13 protein-coding genes are annotated in these 19,186 nt (G+C 64.3%); 8 read left to right on the forward strand and 5 right to left on the reverse strand.

Annotated elements, in window-relative coordinates; all coding sequences use genetic code 11:
* The first annotated feature begins 33 nt into the window (after positions 1 to 33).
* Positions 34 to 2,556: a circularly permuted type 2 ATP-grasp protein gene (locus tag ACZIRK_RS27900; protein ID WP_130224340.1), complete on the forward strand. Its 2,523-nt coding sequence runs from the start codon at positions 34 to 36 to the stop codon at positions 2,554 to 2,556.
* Positions 2,553 to 3,431 carry a transglutaminase family protein gene (locus ACZIRK_RS27905; protein ID WP_130224338.1) on the forward strand — a complete coding sequence of 293 codons (879 nt, stop codon included), beginning with the start codon at positions 2,553 to 2,555 and terminating at the stop codon, positions 3,429 to 3,431. Before ACZIRK_RS27900 ends, ACZIRK_RS27905 begins: the two co-directional genes overlap by 4 nt.
* 133 nt (positions 3,432 to 3,564) lie before the next feature.
* Here the strand turns inward: ACZIRK_RS27905 and ACZIRK_RS27910 are convergent, their stop codons facing one another.
* Complete coding sequence (locus ACZIRK_RS27910; RefSeq protein ID WP_035691666.1) at positions 3,565 to 4,554, reverse strand: helix-turn-helix domain-containing protein; 990 nt, start codon at positions 4,552 to 4,554, stop codon at positions 3,565 to 3,567.
* 445 nt (positions 4,555 to 4,999) lie between these two features.
* Between ACZIRK_RS27910 and ACZIRK_RS27915 the strand changes: the two genes are divergently transcribed.
* Both ACZIRK_RS27915 and ACZIRK_RS27920 read left to right on the forward strand, forming a co-directional pair.
* Complete coding sequence (locus ACZIRK_RS27915) at positions 5,000 to 5,992, forward strand: formylglycine-generating enzyme family protein (protein ID WP_130224336.1); 993 nt, start codon at positions 5,000 to 5,002, stop codon at positions 5,990 to 5,992.
* Between the two features lie 132 nt (positions 5,993 to 6,124).
* Positions 6,125 to 7,381, forward strand: a complete 1,257-nt coding sequence (locus tag ACZIRK_RS27920) for a sensor histidine kinase (RefSeq protein ID WP_245474578.1) — start codon at positions 6,125 to 6,127, stop codon at positions 7,379 to 7,381.
* 12 nt (positions 7,382 to 7,393) lie between these two features.
* Here ACZIRK_RS27920 and ACZIRK_RS27925 read toward each other — a convergent pair whose 3' ends face one another.
* The gene (locus tag ACZIRK_RS27925) at positions 7,394 to 9,142 is read right to left on the reverse strand and encodes a methyl-accepting chemotaxis protein (RefSeq protein WP_245474577.1); all 1,749 of its coding nucleotides are present in this window, start codon (positions 9,140 to 9,142) and stop codon (positions 7,394 to 7,396) included.
* A 208-nt stretch (positions 9,143 to 9,350) separates the two neighbouring features.
* Between ACZIRK_RS27925 and ACZIRK_RS27930 the strand changes: the two genes are divergently transcribed.
* From ACZIRK_RS27930 to ACZIRK_RS27945, 4 genes are all read left to right on the forward strand, one after another.
* Positions 9,351 to 10,733 (forward strand): ethanolamine ammonia-lyase subunit EutB, encoded by a 1,383-nt coding sequence (locus ACZIRK_RS27930; protein WP_130224334.1) that lies wholly within the window; start codon positions 9,351 to 9,353, stop codon positions 10,731 to 10,733.
* Between the two features lie 141 nt (positions 10,734 to 10,874).
* Entirely contained in the window at positions 10,875 to 12,461 is a 1,587-nt protein-coding gene (locus ACZIRK_RS27935) for a B12-binding domain-containing radical SAM protein (protein WP_474418564.1), read from the forward strand.
* Positions 12,462 to 12,467: 6 nt separating this feature from the next.
* A complete protein-coding gene (gene eutC / locus ACZIRK_RS27940; protein ID WP_130224330.1) occupies positions 12,468 to 13,238 on the forward strand; it encodes an ethanolamine ammonia-lyase subunit EutC in 771 nt (256 codons plus the stop codon).
* 316 nt (positions 13,239 to 13,554) lie between these two features.
* The gene (locus ACZIRK_RS27945; protein WP_130224328.1) at positions 13,555 to 15,942 is read left to right on the forward strand and encodes an efflux RND transporter permease subunit; all 2,388 of its coding nucleotides are present in this window, start codon (positions 13,555 to 13,557) and stop codon (positions 15,940 to 15,942) included.
* A gap of 142 nt (positions 15,943 to 16,084) precedes the next feature.
* On the opposite strand, the gene ACZIRK_RS27950 is transcribed toward ACZIRK_RS27945, so the two are convergent.
* The 3 genes from ACZIRK_RS27950 to ACZIRK_RS27960 form a co-directional block, all read right to left on the reverse strand.
* Positions 16,085 to 16,909 (reverse strand): phosphodiesterase, encoded by an 825-nt coding sequence (locus tag ACZIRK_RS27950; RefSeq protein WP_130224326.1) that lies wholly within the window; start codon positions 16,907 to 16,909, stop codon positions 16,085 to 16,087.
* Entirely contained in the window at positions 16,906 to 17,730 is an 825-nt protein-coding gene (locus ACZIRK_RS27955; RefSeq protein ID WP_474418565.1) for a phosphodiesterase, read from the reverse strand. Before ACZIRK_RS27955 ends, ACZIRK_RS27950 begins: the two co-directional genes overlap by 4 nt.
* 163 nt (positions 17,731 to 17,893) lie before the next feature.
* Complete coding sequence (locus ACZIRK_RS27960; RefSeq protein ID WP_130224322.1) at positions 17,894 to 19,174, reverse strand: ABC transporter substrate-binding protein; 1,281 nt, start codon at positions 19,172 to 19,174, stop codon at positions 17,894 to 17,896.
* Positions 19,175 to 19,186 lie beyond the last annotated feature (12 nt).

Consider the following 19,186-nt stretch of genomic DNA (forward strand, 5'->3'; position numbering starts at 1 on the left):
TGAAGAAAACGCGTCAAACGCAGAGCGTCGGGAATGACCGGATCGGTCGGCAACAATCAGGAGAACAAGGTCCGACCAGGCCAGCGCCGCATGGCGCAGTGGTCGCGCGACTATGCGCGGCTGCCCGGCATCCCCGATGAATATATCGGCCCGGATGGCACCCCGCGCCCGGTTTGGACCCGTTTCTTCGACGCTTTTGCCACGCTTTCGCCGGCCGAGATCGAGCGCCGCTTCGCCGCCGCCGACCGGCATTTGCGCGACGCCGGCGTCACCTATCGCGCACCCGGCGAAACGTCCGACCGACTGTGGCCGCTCAGCCACCTGCCGCTGATCATCGATGATGCCGACTGGCAGCAGCTCGTCTCCGGCATCACGCAGCGCGCGCAACTGCTCGAGATGATCCTGCGCGATATCTATGGCGATGGTCGCCTTGTCACCGATGGCGCGATCCCCGCCGCCGCGATTGCGGGCAGCAGCGAATATCTGCGCGCCGTCAGCGGCATCAAGCCGGCGGGCGGGCGCTACCTCCATCTTTATGCCGCCGATGTCGGTCGCGGCCCTGACGGCCGCTGGTGGGTGCTCGGCGACCGTACGCAGGCGCCGTCGGGCGCGGGTTACGCGCTGGAAAACCGCCTGGTGCTCTCCCGCGCTTTCTCCGGCCTTTACAAGTCGATGAATGTCGAGCGCGTCGCGCCGTTCTTCGAAGCGTTTCGCGATGGCCTGCGCGCCAGCGCCGACCGCGACGAGCCGCGCATCGGCCTGTTGACGCCGGGCTCGTTCAACGAGACCTATTTCGAGCATGCGACCCTGGCGCGCTATCTCGGTTTCCTGCTGGTCGAAGGCGACGATCTCGCCGTCAGCGGCGACCGCGTCCATATCCGCACCGTGGCGGGGCTGAAGCGGCTCGACGTGCTGTTGCGGCGGGTCGATTCCAACTGGCTCGATCCGCTCGAGCTCAACGCCTCCTCGCATCTCGGCGTGCCCGGCCTGATCGAGGTGCTGCGCAAAGGCGGCGTGGTCATCGCCAACATGCCCGGTTCGGGCGTGCTTGAAGCACGGGCGCTGCTCGGTTTCCTGCCGAGCCTCTGCCGCCGCCTGCTCGGCGAAGAACTGGAAATGCCGCATATCGCGACCTGGTGGTGCGGCCAGAAGGCGGCGCGCGAACAGGTGCTGTCGCGGCTCGATGATTTCGCGATCGAAAGCGCCTATGGCCGGGGTGTGCCGGGTTTTGCCAGCCATGGCCCCGTGCTCGCGGGCGAACTGTCGCCGAGCGAACGCGAGCGGCTGCGGAATGCGATCGTCGAACGCGGCATCGACTATGTCGGCCAGGAACTGGTGCGGCTGTCGACCACGCCGGTGTGGGAGAACGGCCAGCTCACGCCGCGCCCCTTTGTGCTGCGCGTCTTCGCTGCGGCCACGCCGCACGGCTGGACGATCCTGCCCGGCGGCTTCTGCCGGATCGCCGAACAGCCTGACGCCCGCGCGGTGTCGATGGGCGACGGCGCGCGCGCCGCGGATGTCTGGGTGGTGTCGGAAAAAGCGGTTTCGACCGCGAGCCTGTTGCCCGCGAGCGATACCGTGCGCATCCGCCGCATCGCCGGCGTGTTGCCAAGCCGCGCCGCCGACAATCTGTTCTGGCTCGGCCGCTATCTCGAACGCGCCGAAGCGACGCTGCGCTTGATTCGCGCGCTCGGCTCGCCGATGCGCGATCCCGCGAGGTCGAATCCGAGCAGCACGTCCAACCTGCATTCGGTCGAGCGCATCCAGCGCATGCTGGTGGCCTGGGGCGCGAGCTCGCAGACGGCGCGCGCGAACTTGGCCAAGGTCGCCTCCGAGGCCTTGCAGAGCGAGGAGCGCTTTGGTTCGGCATTGTCGCTGGTCCGCTCGGCGCAGCGCACCGCCACCTCGCTGCGCGAGCGTCTGTCGCCGGACGCCTGGCAGGTCATCACCGAGATGGTGGACCGGCTCGGCGAGGAGGTCGAGGATGACGATGGCGTCATCAGCGCGGCCGAGTTGACGCTGCAGGAACTGGCGAGCTTTGCGGGACTTGCGCAGGAGAACATGAACCGCGCCGCCGGCTGGCGCTTCCTCGACATGGGCCGCCGTGCCGAGCGCGCCATCAACACCACCCGTTTCGCGCGGCAGTTCGCCTATGACGAGGCTGGTGACGAAGACCTCGACATCCTGCTGACGCTCGTCGATTGTCAGATCACCTATCGCTCGCGCTATTTGGTGACGCCGCTCCTCGCGCCGGTGCGCGATCTCGCGGTGCTCGACCCCTATAACCCGCGCTCGGTCGCGTTCCAGGTCGAAAGCCTCAACGAACATATCGCGGCGCTGCCGAGCCTAAAGGAATACGGCATGATCGAGCGTCCGCAGCGGCTTGCGGTCGCGCTGCAGGCGATGCTGGCGACGGCGGAAGCAGAGACACTCGATGTCAAGACGCTGTTCTCGCTGGAGCAGGACCTGCTCAATCTCGCCGATGCCATCGGGCTGCATTATTTCCCGCACGGGCCCAATGCGAGCCGGCCGGAGAAGCTGACGGGCCTCGCGTGATCTACGATATCAGGCACGTCACGACCTACTCCTACGAAAGCCCGGTGAGCGTCGCGCGATGCTCGCTGCGGCTCGAGCCGCAAAGCGGCAGCGGGCAGCAACTGATTTCCCACAGCGTCGAGATCAGGCCGCGGCCCGCGGAGCGTACGGCGCGGCGCGACTTCTTCGGCACCTTGACCGAAAGCATCCTGATCGAGACCGCGCATCGCAATCTGCGCATCGACTCGCGCTCGCGCGTCTCGGTCTCGCGGCATGCGCCCGGCCGCACCGCGCCGAGCCCGTCCTGGGAGAGCGTGCGCGACATCGCGTTCGAGGCGACGAGTCTCGGACCATCCTCGCCGGTCGGCTATGTCTTTGCGAGCGCGCTGGTGCCGGTGCTCGCCCCGCTCACGGCCTACGCGTCCGCAAGCTTTCCAAGCGGAGGCGGCATCGTTGCGGGTGCCGCCGACCTGATGCGCCGCATCCGCAGCGACTTCAGATATGATTCCAAGGCCACCGTGATCTCGACGCCGCTGACGGAAGTGTTCGAGAAACGCCACGGCGTCTGCCAGGACTTTGCCCATGTGATGATCGCAGGGCTCCGCGGCCTCGGCCTGCCGGCGGCCTATGTCAGCGGCTATTTGCGCACCATCCCGCCGCCGGGACAGCCGCGCTTGCAAGGGGCTGACGCGACCCATGCCTGGGTCTCGGTGTGGTGCGGCGCCGAGCTCGGCTGGATCGGCTTTGATCCGACCAACGATCTCCTGGTCGAGAACGATCACATCATCCTCGCGGTGGGCCGCGATTTCTCCGATGTTTCGCCGGTCGACGGCATCATCGTCGGCTCGCGCAAGCAGAAGCTGAACGTCTCCGTCGACGTGTTGCTGGTGGAGTGACGCCGTCACGCGCATCGCATCCTGCCGTAGCCCGGGTGAAGCGTCAGCGTAACCCGGGTTCTTTCTTCGATGTCGATACAGTTGTCCCGGCTTGCGCTGCGCTCCATCCGGGCTACGGATTAAAGCCGATGGCTCAACGAAATGCGGCGGCGGACGGCGGCAGTGCGCCGGCGCGCTTGCCGCGAAGTGTCTCGGACGGGTACTCGCCGAACAGGTTTCTGTAATATTGGGCGAACCGTCCGAGCTCGATGAAGCCCTGCTGCATCGCGACTTCGCCGACGGTGACCTCTCCGGGCGCGCTTTCCCGTAGCATGGAATGGATGGCGCAAAGGCGCTTGTGGCGCAGGAATGTCACGGGGCCGATGCCGAACACGTCGTGAAAGGCACGGTGAAGTCCGCGCCGCGACAGCCTGAATTCGGCGCAGATCTCGGAGATATGCACCGGCCTCGGGCCCACTCTATCGAGATAGTCCTCGACGCGGCGAACGAGATTCATCGCCGACGGCAGATAGCCGCTGTCATCAGGCGGCAGCGAATTGACGATCGTACCCGTCATGCAGTCGACGATGGCGCGCTTCCAGAATTCGGCCGCATCATCCGAAAGCACCGCCTCGTGCCGGGCGAGACTTGAAACGATCTGGGGCAGGCGGCGGGCCGCGACCATGCCGATCGCATCGCTCGTGCGATAGTAGCTTTTTTCCAGCCAATGGGCGGGATCGCTGAGCCGCGCGTCGCCGCCGAACACGGAGCCGAGATGAGCGAGATCGAGCCGGACCGCTGCATAAGTGGATGCGCCGTGGAAGATCCCATCATGCTCGACCAGCGGCGGGATCACCAGGACGTCGGACGGACGCATGTCGAACGACCAGTGCGTGACACGGTCTTCGGCATCAAGCAGCATTCCAACGATCAGCCGGTCATCGGTCGAGATGCGCTGCGTGCGCAGGCCGAGATTGAACGAGCCGATGCTCAGCGAGAAATCCCCGATGCCGACATGAGACAGGGTCCCGCGCATCCTGCCACGTCCGATCTGCATGACGTCGACATGGCTGCCCTTGACGCCCTGATGCATGCCCTCGAAGCCATCGAGGTTGGAGATGTTCACCGAAAGATGTTGCGCCATCTTCGCTTCCCCCACGCACGCTGGGGCAGTGCCGGTCCCGGCAACAAGCCGGAGGACGGTGAAGTTCCTGCCACACCAGGACACCGATTGTCCTGCCGATTCGGGTTTCGCGATGGCGGTTGTGCGGCGGTAATTTTTCTCTCGATTTTCGCGAACGCGTTTTACCAACCGCAGGAGATCGGCCGGGTTCGCGTGGGCGGCTGTAAGCAAGCTTGCCGAAAATTGGCACAGTCTGCACATCACAGGCCTGCGGAGTTGGTCTATCCTTTGGTCCACAACCAGAGGAGGCACGTGATGAGGTCGTGTCGGACCGCGTCGCAGGCCACGGGAGCGGCTGCGCTTACGGCAGCCCTCGCACACGACAAGAAGAGGGCTCACCTGTTGTTGCCGCTGGGCTGGCGGCGCTTGAACCGGAAGGGGCGCGACACCGCGCAAAGCTGGCGCCATGTTTCGGGCAGAGATCGAGTGCAGCAACTATCAGCCGGATGATATCAGGACCGAGGACATGGTCTGGATTCCCGGCGGCACGTTCCGGATGGGATCGGACCATCACTACCCCGAGGAAGCGCCATCGCATCGCGTGACGGTCGACGGTTTCTGGATCGACCGGACACCCGTCACCAATTGGCAGTTTCGCGAGTTCGTGCTCGCCACCGGCTACATCACTGCGGCGGAGATTCCGCCCGGTCCCGCCAACGATCCTGATGCACCGCCGGACATGCGCCAGGCAGGTTCGCTCGTCTTCACGGCGCCGCGGCGGGTGCGCGATCTGCGCGACACCAGCCAGTGGTGGACGTTCATGCCCGGGGCTAACTGGCGCCATCCATACGGCCCCAAGACCCACATCTACGTGCTCGGCAGTCATCCGGTCGTGCACATCACTTACGCCGACGCATTGGCTTACGCGAAATGGGTCGGAAAGGAATTGCCGACGGAAGCGGAGTGGGAATTTGCCGCGCGCGGCGGGCTCGAGGATGAGGAATACGCCTGGGGCAACGCCCTGATGCCCGGCGGCGTCCACATGGCCAATACCTGGCAAGGCAATTTCCCGGTGCAGAATCTCTGCGAGGACGGCTATGACCGTACTTCGCCGGTGACGGCGTTCCCGCCGAACGGCTATGGCGTCCACGACATGATCGGCAACGTCTGGGAGTGGACAACCGATTGGTGGTCGGCACACCATGAGGCCGACGCGCAGCACGGCGTCCCGCATAATCCCGTCGGTGGCCGCAAGGAGGCCAGCTACGATCCGGCGCGCGCGCGGGCCCGCATCCCACGCAAGGTGCTCAAGGGCGGTTCGCATCTTTCCGCGCCGAATTACAGCCGCCGCTATCGTCCCGCTGCGCGGCACGCGGAGGCGGTTGATGCCTCCACGAGCCATGTCGGCTTCCGGTGTGTGTTGCGGTCACCCGTTTCCCCGTCTCGCCATCATTCGTGATGCGCGGTCATCCTGTAGGTTGCACTCCGCTGAGCGCGCGACCGAGCTAGGAAAGCGTCGTTGAATCGGTTCCGTTGATCGGAACAAGTCTGTGCTTCCAGCAGTTGGCCACTTGGCAGCAGGGGAGGCGTGGTGTCGAATACTGCAAATGCGAGGCCGGGGGGCGAACCAGCGGCCGTCATGTTGTTCCCGCAGCCGGCGCTGCAACTGGTCTATGACACGGCGCCGATCGGGCTTGCATGCCTGTCTCCAGACTGCCGGTATCTGCAGATCAATCAACGTCTTACCGAGATATGCGGATTGTCCGTCGAATATCATCTCGGACGCTCCGTCAGGGATTGCGTGCCTGCGCTGGCCGACTCGGTCGAGCAGATCGTGCAGTCGATCATGGAGACCGGCGAACCGGTGATCGGCGTCGAGGTCGCCGGTCAACGGGCCGATCAGGTCGATGAGCGTTTCTGGGTGACGTATTGGCACCCGTTGCGTGCGCCGAGCGGCCAGATCGTCGCCATCAACGTCGCGGCGGAGGAGATCACCGAGCGCAAGCGCAGCGAACAGGCGCTTCGGCAGGCCCGCGACGCGGCCGAGGCCGCGCTGCAAGATCTGCGAGAGGCCCAGGCTTCGCTGGTTGAAGCCGAGAAGCTTGCTGCGCTTGGCCGGATGGTCGCGGGCGTTGCCCATGAGGTCAACAATCCCGTCGGCATCAGCCTGACGGTTGCTTCGTCGCTTCAGCGCAGGACCGAGCGCTTTGCGGCCGAAGCCGCGTGCGGCGGGCTCCGCCGGTCGACGTTGACCGAGTTCGTCGACGCGATCAACGATGCATCGAACCAGCTTGTCACGAACCTCAATCGCGCGGCCGAACTGGTGAGCGCGTTCAAGCAGGTCGCAGCCGACGACGATCAATCCGAACGACGCGAGTTCGATGTTGGTGAATTGACAGGACGGATCCTGTCGAACCTGCGTCCCGAGTTTCAGGAGCGCGGCATCACATTGAATGCATGGTGCGAGCCAAATCTTCGGATCAACAGCTATCCCGGTCCTTACGGGCAGGTCCTGACGAATCTGGCGTTCAATGTCATCGCGCACGCGTTTCCGGACGGCCGCCGTGGTGCTGTCGATCTGACCGTGCGCGCCGCGGGGGCCGATCACGTCGAGGTGGTGTTCGCCGACAACGGCTCAGGGATGAGCGCCGAGACCAGGCGCCGCGCGTTCGATCCCTTCTTCACGACCCGCCGCCACGAAGGCGCGACCGGCCTTGGCCTGCACATCGTCCACAACATCGTGACCGAGCGCCTGGGAGGACGGATCAGGCTGGATAGCAAGGTGGGCAGCGGCACACGCGTTCAACTGCTGTTGCCGAGGATCGCGGGCGAGCAAAGCGCGCATTAGCGAGCGGAGGGATCACGCGCTCTTCCGCACACCTTCGACCGGATCGGCGCGCAAATTACGGAAGAATTTCTCGACCTCGCGCGACAGCGTCTCCGCCGTCGCGGTCAAATCACCGGAGGCGGCAAGCACGGATTCGGCCGCAACGGATGTCTTTCCCATCGCTTCGCTGAGCGAGCCGATATTGACCACCAGCGTATCATTGCCTTGCGCGGCCGCCTGCGCATTGATCGAGATCTCGCGCGTCGCGGCATCCTGCTCGCCGACGGCGCTTGCGATATTCGATGTCACGGCGTTGATCTCGCGGACGGCATTGCCGATCTCGCGCACCGCCTCGACCGAATTGCGCGTCGAGGCCTGGATCGTGCCGATATTCTCGCCGATGTCGACGGTGGCTTTCGCCGTCTGTTCCGCCAGCGCCTTGACCTCATGGGCGACGACGGCAAAGCCGCGGCCGGCGTCACCGGCGCGGGCGGCCTCGATGGTGGCGTTGAGCGCGAGCAGGTTGGTCTGCTCGGCGATCGCCCGGATCAGCGTGAGCACGCCGTCGATGCGCTGGGTCGCGGCGGCAAGTCCTTCGATCTCGGCGACAGACTTGTCGGTGCGCTGGCCGGCCTCTTCGACCGCGCCGGCGGACTGGCGGACCTGGCGGCCGATCTCCTGCACCGAGGCCGAGAGTTCTTCGGCGGCGCTGGCGACGGCGGAGACATTGCCCGCGGCCCGCGTGGTGGCGCCGGCCGCTGTCACTGCGCGATCGCTGGCATCCGATGCGACGCTGGCAATGGCCTGCGCGGTATCGCGCATCGAGGCCGCATTGTCGTTGACCGCACGCAGCACGGCGCCGATCGCCTCGCGGAACGCGTCCACCGAGGCTTCGATGTGCCTGGAGCGGTCATCGCGTGCCCTCGATTCCTGCAGCACCTGCGAATTGAGGTTGCGGTTGCGCTGCATCGCCTCCCGGAAGATCTCGATCGCGCGCGCCAGCGCCCCGATCTCGTCGCCACGCCCTGTGTGGGGAACGGCGACGTTCTCCTCGCCTGCCGCGACCTGCCTGATCGTCGTGGTGATCGCGGACAGCGGGCGGGCGATCGAGCGCGCGATGATCAGCACGCCGAACACCACCAGGACCAGCGCCAGGCCGCCGAGGCCGGTCAGCACGAGCGCCATGGTGCGATTGGCGTCGGTCTCCTGCGCCAGCTTCCTGCTGCGCTCGGCATAGACCTTCGACAGCGCCTCCAGATCCTTGTTCAGCGCCGTACGCACGTCGCGGTTGGCGTCGTTGTCGCCCCATTCGCGGCCCGCGGCGGCGCCGATCTCGACGCCGCGGCGCACGAGCTCCTTGCGGAAGTCGACGAACTGCTCGATGCGCTTCTTGAATTTGGCGAACTGCTCGGCATCGTCGGCCTGGACGATCTGCTCCCAGCTCTTGACCACGGCGAGGATGCGCTCGTTGAACTTGAGCAGCCCATCGCCGTATTTCTTCACCGCGGCCGGATCCGTCGACATGTAGATGCCGCGGGATTCCATCACCACCGCATAGACGAGCGAATTGACCCGCTCGACATTCAGCGCCGCGCGGCTTGCCGTCTCCACGGCCTCCGTGAGCTCTGCGTTCCGGCGGCTGTTGTGGTCGGACAGGAAGGTGATGGCCGCGGTCAGCACCGCGAACAGTGCAAAGATCGCATACAGCTTGGCAGCAAGGGAAAGCCGGGACGCCATGGCGCGGACAGGGATGGGGCGGGGGGAGGTCGTGATTTCAGCCATTCGGGGCACTCCAGATGGGCCGGGGAGCACCAACGGCCGGTAAAATCATCCAGAATTTTGGTGGACAATTTCTTAATGCGCGAAGTTCCCCCCATTGCAACCGGTGGCGAGGTAGCCCAGGTGGGACCGGATAGCCGGTCGGCACCGGTTCTTGCATGGTGATAGACTGTTGATCCAATGAAGCGCGGCCAGCGCGCGGGAATCCCTCATGGTCTATCGCCACGTCATCGGTGCCACCTCTTACGTATTCGGCGATCTGCGCGACCTGCTCGCCAAGGCCACGCCGCCGCGCTCCGGCGACCGCCTTGCCGGGATCGCGGCCGGAAGTGCGCAGGAGACGATCGCGGCGCGGGTCGCGCTCGCCGACGTGCCGCTGAAGCAGTTCCTGAACGAGGCGGTCATCCCCTACGAGGACGACGAGGTCACCCGGCTGATCCTCGACACCCATGATGCCGCAGCCTTTGCCGTCATCTCGTCACTGACCGTCGGCGGCTTTCGCGACTGGCTGTTGTCGGATGCCGCGAGCACCGATGCGCTGCAGAGGCTGTCCCGCGGCATCACGCCGGAAATGGCGGCCGCAGTGTCGAAACTGATGCGCAACCAGGACCTGATCCTGGCTGCGAAGAAATGCGAGGTGACGACCCGCTTCCGCAACACCATCGGGTTGCGCGGCCAGATGAGCACGCGGCTGCAGCCCAACCATCCCTTTGACGACGTCAAGGGCATCACCGCCTCGATCCTCGACGGGCTCCTGCTCGGATCAGGCGACGCCTGCATCGGCATCAATCCGGCAAGCGACGATCCCAATATCATCGGCGGCCTGCTCAGGCTGCTTGACGACATCATCACGCGCCTTTCGGTCCCGACCCAGGGCTGCGTGCTGACCCATGTGACGACGACGCTCGGGCTGATCGGGCGGGGCCTGCCGGTCGATCTGGTGTTCCAGTCGATCGCCGGGACGGAAGCCGCCAACCGCAGCTTCGGCGTCGATCTTGCGCTGCTCGGCGAAGCGCGCGAGGCGGGACTGTCGCTCCGCCGCGGCACGGTCGGTGACAACGTCATGTATTTCGAGACCGGGCAGGGCTCGGCGCTGTCGGCGGGCGCCCATCACGGCGTCGACCAGCAGACCTGCGAGGCTAGAGCCTATGCGGTCGCCCGTGCTTTCGATCCTTTGCTCGTGAACAGCGTGGTCGGCTTTATCGGCCCGGAATATCTCTATGACGGCAAGGAAATCATTCGCGCGGGCCTCGAGGATCATTTCTGCGGCAAGCTGCTCGGCCTGCCGCTCGGCGTCGACGTCTGCTACACCAACCACGCCGAGGCCGACCAGGACGACATGGACAATCTCCTGACGCTGCTGGCCGCGGCCGGTGTCACTTTCATCATGGGGGTGCCCGGCGCCGACGATGTTATGCTGAACTACCAGTCGACGTCGTTCCACGACGCGCTCTATGTCCGGAACGTCTTCGGTCTCAAGCGGGCGCCCGAATTCGACGACTGGCTGCTCCGCGCCGGGCTCGCGGGAAACGACTTCCAGCTTACCGATCGTGCAGGGCTGCTGCCCGAATTTGCCTCGCGCCTGATCGCCTGAAACTCGGCGTTCCCTCTCGCAGTGCTCTTTGGCAACGAACCGTTCCCTGCGCGTGTGCGCTGCCACAATCTTGAAGAATTTCTGGCCCAGCGTTCGATGCCGTGCTTACATTTGGTTTAGGCTCGTCTTAAGGAAGTTTTGATGAGAGCTGAGGGCATCGAGACGGCGCGACGCATCCTCTGCGTCTTCCCGCGCTACACATCGGCGTTCGGTACGTTCGAATACGCCTATCCCTTGACCGACGGCGTCAAGGCTTTCATGCCGCCGCAGGGGCTGTTGCTGATCGCCGCCTATCTGCCGGAAAACTGGCAGGTCCGCTTCATCGACGAGAACATCCGTCCCGCCAGCAAGGCAGATTTCGAGTGGGCGGAGGCGGTGTTCGTCAGCGGCATGCACATCCAGCGCCACCACATGAACGACATCTGCCGTCGGGCGCATGCCTTCAATCTTGCCGTCGCCCTTGGCGGCCCCTCAGTCAGCGCCTGCCCGGACTACTATCCGTCGTTCGACTATCTCCACGTCGGCGAGCTCGGCGACGCCACCAATGAATTGATCGCGCGGCTGGCGCGCGATCCGTCGCGCCCACCTGAGCAGGTGGTTCTGAAGACCATGGACCGTGTGCCGATGACGGAGTTCCCGATCCCGGCCTACGAGCTTGCGGAGACACGACGCTATTTCCTCGGCAGCATCCAGTTCTCCAGCGGCTGCCCCTATCAGTGCGAGTTCTGCGATATCCCCGGCCTCTACGGCCGCAACCCGCGCCTGAAGACGCCGCAGCAGATCATCGCCGAGCTCGAGCGGTTGCGCGAATGCGGCATGACCGACACGGTTTATTTCGTCGATGACAATTTTATCGGCAACCGCAAGGCAACACTGGACTTGTTGCCGCATCTGATCGAGTGGCAGAAGAAGACCGGTTATGTCGTGCGGCTCGCCTGCGAGGCGACGCTGAACATCGCCAAGCGCCCCGAGATCCTCGAGAAGATGCGCGAAGCCTACTTCGTCACCATCTTCTGCGGTATCGAGACGCCCGATCCCGACGCGCTGAAGGCGATGCACAAGGACCACAACATGATGGTCCCGATCCTCGAAGGCGTTCAGACCATCAATTCCTACGGCATGGAGGTCGTCTCCGGCATCATCATGGGCCTGGACACCGACAAGGCCGAGACCGCGGACGCGCTGCTTGCTTTCGTCGATGAATCCCGGATTCCGCTATTGACGATCAACCTGCTGCAGGCGCTGCCGAAGACGCCGCTCTGGGATCGGCTCGAACGCGAGGGACGGCTGGTCGAGGACGACAGCCGCGACTCCAACGTCGAGTTCCTTTTGCCCTATGATGAGGTCATCAGCTCCTGGAAGCGGTGCATGGAGGTGGCCTACGAGCCCGAAAAGCTGTTCGCGCGCTACGAGCACCAATGCGACTACACCTACGCCCACCGCGTGAAGGTGCCTATCAGCCCGGAAAGGAAGAGCTGGGCCAATATCAAGCGCGGGCTGATCATGCTGCGCAACATCTTCTGGCAGGTCGGCGTGCTCGGCGACTACAGGCGGACGTTCTGGAAGTTCGCGCTCGGGCGGCTTCGCCGCGGCGACATCGAAGGGTTGATCGCATCTTCGATGATCGCGCATCACCTGATCACGTTCGCGCGTGCGGCCTCGAGGGGCCAGCAGAACGCGTCGAACTATTCGATCCGGCTGCGCGAAGCTTCCGTGCCCGCCGAGTAGCCCGAAATGAAGCCACCGGCGCCGCCGCCCCTTTCGCTGACGCGCCTGCGGGAATTGACGCCGGCGCGCGTCGGGCTCGGCCGTTCCGGCTCCAGCCTGCCGACCGAGGCGCTGCTGAGCTTTACGCTCGACCATGCCCGTGCGCGCGATGCCGTTCATGCGGCTTTCGATCTCAATGGCCTCATTGCGGGATTGAACGAGCTCGGCCTGCAGCTGCTCCAGGTGTCGAGCCAGGCGCGCGATCGCCGCGACTATCTCCGGCGTCCCGATCTTGGACGCATGCTCGATCCCGAATCGCGGCGCGCCTTGGAGAGCCACGGCAGCACGTCCAGCCAACTCGCTCTTGTGATCGGCGATGGCCTGTCGCCGACCGCGGTCAATGTCCATGCGGTCGAGCTGGTACGCCATCTATTGCCGAAGCTTGCGGCTGGCCGGATTGATATCGGCGGGACCGTGATCGCGTCGGGCGCGCGGGTTGCGCTGGGCGACGAAATCGGCGCGCTTCTCAACGCGCGCATGGTCTTGGTGCTGATTGGCGAGCGGCCCGGCCTGTCCGCGCCCGACAGCCTCGGCGCTTACCTGACCTTCGCGCCGCGGATCGGCCGCACCGATGCGGAACGCAACTGCATCTCCAACATCCACCGCGCGGGCCTCACCTACGCGGAAGCGGCATACCGAATCGCGTGGCTGGTCCGCGAGGGACTGAGCCGCGAAGTCACCGGCGTTGCCTTGAAGGACGAGAGCGGAGGCATTCCGCCGCAGCTCGGCGCGTCCTGAGCTGACGATCGGGGAGGCGGGACCGGCCTTCCGAAAAGATCACGTTCGAACAAAGAGATGAGAGCGGGACTGCTTCAGTCCGATCCGTTCGTGCGCTGTGACAAATCAGATACTTAATGGCGATTTTTGTACCGCACACGCTGATTTGACCTCTCCCTTGTGCTTGCGAGGCGCCGGAGGGGCCTGTAAAACCGGCGACGGTCAATACTTCCGTGTTTTCAAGGGCTAGCCCCGATTGGAAGTGACTGTAGAGCGTTGTGCACGCCCGGAAAACCCAAGCTAGACAATTCGCGCCGATTTCAGAACTGGACAGGGCATGCTCGAAAAGAATTCCGAAAGTCAGGTCCACGTCGGAAAGGTCGAGGAGCCGCCGCAGGGGGCCAGTATCGCTTTCGGGCTGGAGCGCATCGGGCTGATCGCGGTCAAGGCGCCGGTCGTCTCGCTGATCGTCCTGGTCGCGCTGATGATCGCGGCAGTGTTCGGCGTCCAGCGAATCAAGATCGACGATTCGCTGTCGCAACTGTTCCGTTCCAACACCAAGGACTACAAGCAATATGAGGAGGTGACGAAGCGCTTCCCGGCGACCGAGTTCGACGTGCTGGTCGTGGTCGAGGGCAAGACGCTGCTGGCGCGCGACAACCTCGAGAAATTGCGCGACATGGTCACCGACCTGCAACTGGTCGACGGGGTGCGCGGCCTGATCTCGCTGTTCTCGGCGCGGCAGGCGCCGGAGCCCGGCAAACTGCCGGCGGCGCTATTCCCCAACGAACTGCCCGAAGGCGCCGCCTACGACAAGTTCGTCGAGACGGTGAAATCCAACGAGATCATTCGCGGCAAGCTGTTGTCGGAGGACGGTACGCTGGCCCTGGTCGTGCTGTCGCTCGATCCCGAAGTGGTCTCGAGCAACAAGCTGAGCACAGCAGTCGGCGAGATCCGCAAGGTGATGGCCGACGATCTCTCCGGCAGCGGCCTCAATGCCCAGCTCTCCGGCGTGCCGGTGATGCAGCTTGAGATCCGCAACGCGGTCGAACGCGACGGATTGACCTACAACGTCCTCGGCATCCTTGCCGGCTGCATCATCGCGATCATCTTCTTCCGCAAGATCTCCTTCATGGTGGTGGCAGCATTCCCGCCGATGATCGCGATCCTGCTCGCGCTCGGCGCCCTCGGCTGGGCCAATTTCAATCTCAACATGTTCCTGAACGTGATGACGCCGCTCATCATGGTGATCAGCTTCTCCGACTCGATGCAGCTCACCTTCGCGGCGCGCGACCGGCTGATCGCAGGGCAGGACAAATTGAGCGCGTTTACCAATGCCGTGCGGGTGGTGGGGCCGGCCTGCGTGCTGACGCACGCGACCGCCGGCATTTCCTTTATCGCGCTGCAGTTCTCCGATTCCGACCTGATCCGCAAATTCGGCGAGGCGGGCTTGGCCGCCACCATCATCGCGCTGCTCGCGGTGTTGTCGCTGGTGCCGGTATTCGGCGTATTGTTCGTGCGCAACGAGCGCATCTTCGCGGTCAAGTTCCAGAGCGCCGATGCCGGCGTGCAGGCGCTGCGCAATTTCTGCTACTGGATCGCGGTCCGCATGGTCAGCCGGCCCGGGCTGTTCAGCCTGGTCGCGCTGATCTTCGTCGGCGGGCTCGGCATCATCTATGCCAATCTCGAGCCGCGCTATCGGCTGGCCGACCAGGTGCCGAACAAGCAGCAGGCGGTCGAGGCCAGCAATCGGCTTGACGCCAAGCTGACCGGCGCCAATCCGATCGACGTCCTGATCGAATTCCCGAAGGGCGCTTCGCTCTACGCGCCCGAGACCTTGAAGGTGATCGCTGAGGTTCACTCCACGGTCGAAGGTGCGGCCGGCGTCGGCAATGTCTGGTCGCTGGAAACGCTGCGCCGCTGGCTCGCCGAGAAGGCGGGCGCGACCGATGTCGCGACGCTGAAGGAGTATGTCAGCGTCATCCCCGAACATCTGGTGCGGCGCTTCATCTCCGCAAATCAGGATGCCGTGGTGGTGTCCGGTCGTGTGCCCGATCTCGATTCAAGCGAGATCCTGCCGGTGGTCGACAAGCTCGATCACGCGCTCGACAAGGTGCGCGCCGAACATCCCGGCTACGAGATCGCCGTCACCGGGCTGTCGGCGATCGCCGCGCGCAACAGCGCCAGCATGATCGAGAAGCTCAACCACGGGCTGACGATCGAGTTCGCCCTGGTCGCGATCTTCATCGGGCTCGCCTTCCGCTCCGTCGTCGTGATGTTCTCCTGCATCCTGCCGGGCATCTTCCCGGTGGTGCTGTCGGGCACGGTGTTGTGGCTGCTCGGCGAAGGCCTGCAGTTTGCGAGCGTGGTGGCGCTGACGGTATCGTTCGGCCTCGGCCTCTCCGCAACCATCCACTTCCTCAACCGCCTGAGGCTCGAGCACAAGCCCGGCATCACCGCAGCGGTCGCCGTCGAGCGCGCAACCGTGCTGGTCGGACCCGCGCTGATCCTGACCACGGTGGTGCTGGCCTGCGGCCTGGTGGTGACCGTGTTCTCCGACCTGCCGTCGCTGCGCCTGTTCGGCTGGCTCTCCGCCTTCTCGATGATCGCAGCCCTCGTCGCCGACCTCTTCATCCTCCGGCCGACCGCAATGTTCCTGATCAACCTGTCGGAGAAATTGCGCGGCACCGCCACGCCACCGCCGCAGGCGAAGGCTGCGGAGTGATGCAGTAACTGTAGCCCGGGTGGAGCGCCAACGTACCCGGGGCCGCGCGGAACGCTGATGCTGATGTCCCGAGTTACGCGTTCGCTTCACCCGGGCTACGAACTGCACCCCGCGAGCGTGGAGGTGAAGGAAAGCAAATCGTCTACCCCAGAGCCCCATTCAGCGCCGCCTTGTCGTGCAGCGAGAACCTCGGCCCGACATACATGAACGAGCATTGGTGGATCACGATCTGTCCACTGCTCACCGTGACATGCGAATAGTCCGGCGCCTCGTGCGAGCCGGGAATGTGGCCCTGGGTATCGAGGTCAAATGCGACCTGGTGCACCAGCGCGCGCTGGATGTGGAAGGGGATGCCGTTCCAGAGTCCTGCGATCGGCCGGTGCAGATGGCCCATGAACAGGTAGTCCGGCCGGCGCGTGCGCGCGATCACCTCCCACTCGGCGTCCGGATTCGCAAGGCGAATGGTGTCCATGTAGCGCAGGCCGGTGTCGAACGGCGGGTGATGCTGGAATAAGAGCAGCGGACGGTCGTTCGGCGCTGAGGTCAGCGCATGCTCGAGGAAGGCGAGGCGGCGCTCGCAGAGCAGGCCCTCATGGTTCGGAGCCGCCTCGTTCAACGTGTCGAGGGCGACGATGGTCGCGGCGTCGAATACCTGCATGGATTGCACAAAGCCGTCGCCGTCTCTGACAACGCCAGGAAAATAGCGGCCGAACGTATCGCGGCGGTCGTGATTGCCCATCATCAGGATGGTCGGCGCGTTCAGAAGCGCCAGCACGTTGGCAAGATGCTCGTAAGCCGCGTCCTCGCCCCAATGGGCGAGGTCGCCGGTGACGATGACGAAGGCAAGGTCGGGATGGTCACGGTTGATGCAGGTGATCGCGGCCGCGAGCCGCTCCGCCGGATCTAGACCGTAGATCCTGCGGCCGCTAGCGACGAAATGGGTATCGGTCAGGACGACAAACTTCATCGCACCATGGTCTCCCGGTTCCAGGTCTGATAGTCGGGCGAACCCTCGATGCGGAGCGGACCATCGTAGCCGAATTCCACCATGTGTACGGTGACGTAATCCTCGCCCAAGAACACAACGCCGTAGGCTTCAGGCAGATCCGACGCGCACAGGACCTCTGTTTCGGCGAACAGCGGATAGCTCGCATGGTTGGTGCCGCGCAGCGAGGAGACGGGAATGCCGGCGACCGATCCCGCGAGCGGCAGGTGGCAATGGCCGAAGAAGATATGCCGGATTTGCTCGCGATGCCGCGCCACCAATCGCCGGAAGGCGGCGTCATCGAGCAGACGGATCTGATCGAGCGGCGCAATATGCGTCGGCATCGGGTTGTGATGCATGAAGAGCAGGAACGGTCCGTCATGCTCAGCAAGCCGCGCCGCGAGCCAGCCGAGCCGTTCGTCGCAATACCGGCCGGCGTGTGTCCCGGGATGCGCGGTGTCGAGGAACAGGCAGCGCGCGGCGGGCAGGTCATGGACGCCCTGTACGAAGCCGCCCTCTCCGGCGAGGTCGGGAAACACGCCGAGGAAGTTGGCGCGGTTGTCGTGGTTGCCGATGCACAGCCGCACCGGGATTGGGAAGGATTCGAGGCGTTGCTTCAGCCATTGATAGTCGTCACGGTCGCCCCAATCCGAAAGGTCGCCGGTGATCACCATCAGTTCGGCATCATGGTGATCCCTGAGGACGTGGGTCAGCGCGCGTTCAAAGTTCTTCCGCGGATCGCGGCCACCGATGGTCGAACCCGGCGCAGTCAGGTGGATATCGCTCATATGGATGAGTTTCATGGGGGCGCTCCGCAATGAGCTGCGGGGCGCATGATACGCCCCGCAGCGGGTTTCGAAAGGTCCTAAAGCGCGATGAGATGAGGATGAATCATCATCGCGCTTTAGGCTATTATTTGAGCATGATCTTTTCGGAAAACCGCTTCACACTTTTCCGGATCATGCTTTAGCGCGCCGCGCCTGATGTCTTCGGCAGCAGCTTCTGCACGTCGGCGGTCATCTCGGAGAGCACGGCATCAGCCTCCTTGGAGCGCGCGCCGCTGATGATCGAGTTCATGTGGTCCTTGATCACGTCGGTGATCTTGAGGCCGTTATCGCCGGGGAAGGCGTACCATTTGGTCAGCAGCGCCATCTGGCTCACCGCGGTGTAGTTGTTCGGGTTCTTCAAGTAGAAGTCTTTCAGGTAGACTTCGTTGGCGACCTTGTTGGCCGGCATGTAGCCGGTGGTCTCGGCCATGATTGCCGCACCCTTCGGACCGGCCCAGAACTTCACGACTTCCCATGCCGCGTCGCGCTTGGCTTTGTCCTTGGACAGGATCATCACGACATTGCCGCCCGCCGGCAGGCGTCCGTTCGGCGATGCGACGTCCGGGAAGGTGTGGGTCTTGAGCTCGAACTTGCCGCCGATCATCTGGGTGACTTTGTTCAGATCGGAGGTCGAGGTGATGTGGAAACCGGTCTTGCCGGCGGCAAAGGCCGCGCGCATCGCGGGCTGGTCGAGGTTCGGCATGCCGCCTTCATTGACGAGGCGGGCGAGCATGCGGATCGCGAACTGCCCTTCGGGACCGTCGAAGGCGACTTTGGTCTCGTCGGTATTCAGCATGGTGCCGCCGCGCGCGAACACCGGAGCCTGCCACAGCCAGTTGCCGGTGATGTCCCAGACATAGGTCACGCCGTTGATGTCAGGGCCGAGCGCCTTGATCTTCTTCGCTTGTGCGATCAGCTCGTCCCAGGTCTTCGGCAGGTTGTTGGGATCGCCGCCGGCCTGCTTCAACAGGTCGAGATTGACATAGACGATCGGCAGCGAGATCGCGAAGGGCAGGGCATAGATCTTCCCGCTGGCGGTGCCGATGTCGAACATCGCCTGGTGGAAACCCTGGCGGTCGAAATTCTTCTCGGCGGCGATGTAGTTGTCGAGCTGGGCCGGGATGTTCTTGTCGACGAGCACGCGGATGCGGTTCAGGCCCTGGAAGGTGACGTCGGGCATCTGGTTCGTGACCGCTTCGCGCAGCACCTTCTGGGTAGCGTCCTCATAGGATTCGTAAGGCGCGCGCAGCGTGATCTTGATGTCGGGCCGCTCCTTGGCGAACTCTTCGGCGATGCGCTTGTGAGTCTCGGCGAACAGTTCCGGATACGGATATTGCAGCACGATCTCGGTCTGCGTTTGTGCCAGCGACGCGCTGGCGGCAAGCGACAGCACGGCTCCGGCGATCCACGATTTCAGCATAGGACAGGCTCC

The organism is Bradyrhizobium sp. Leo114, assembly GCF_055229415.2.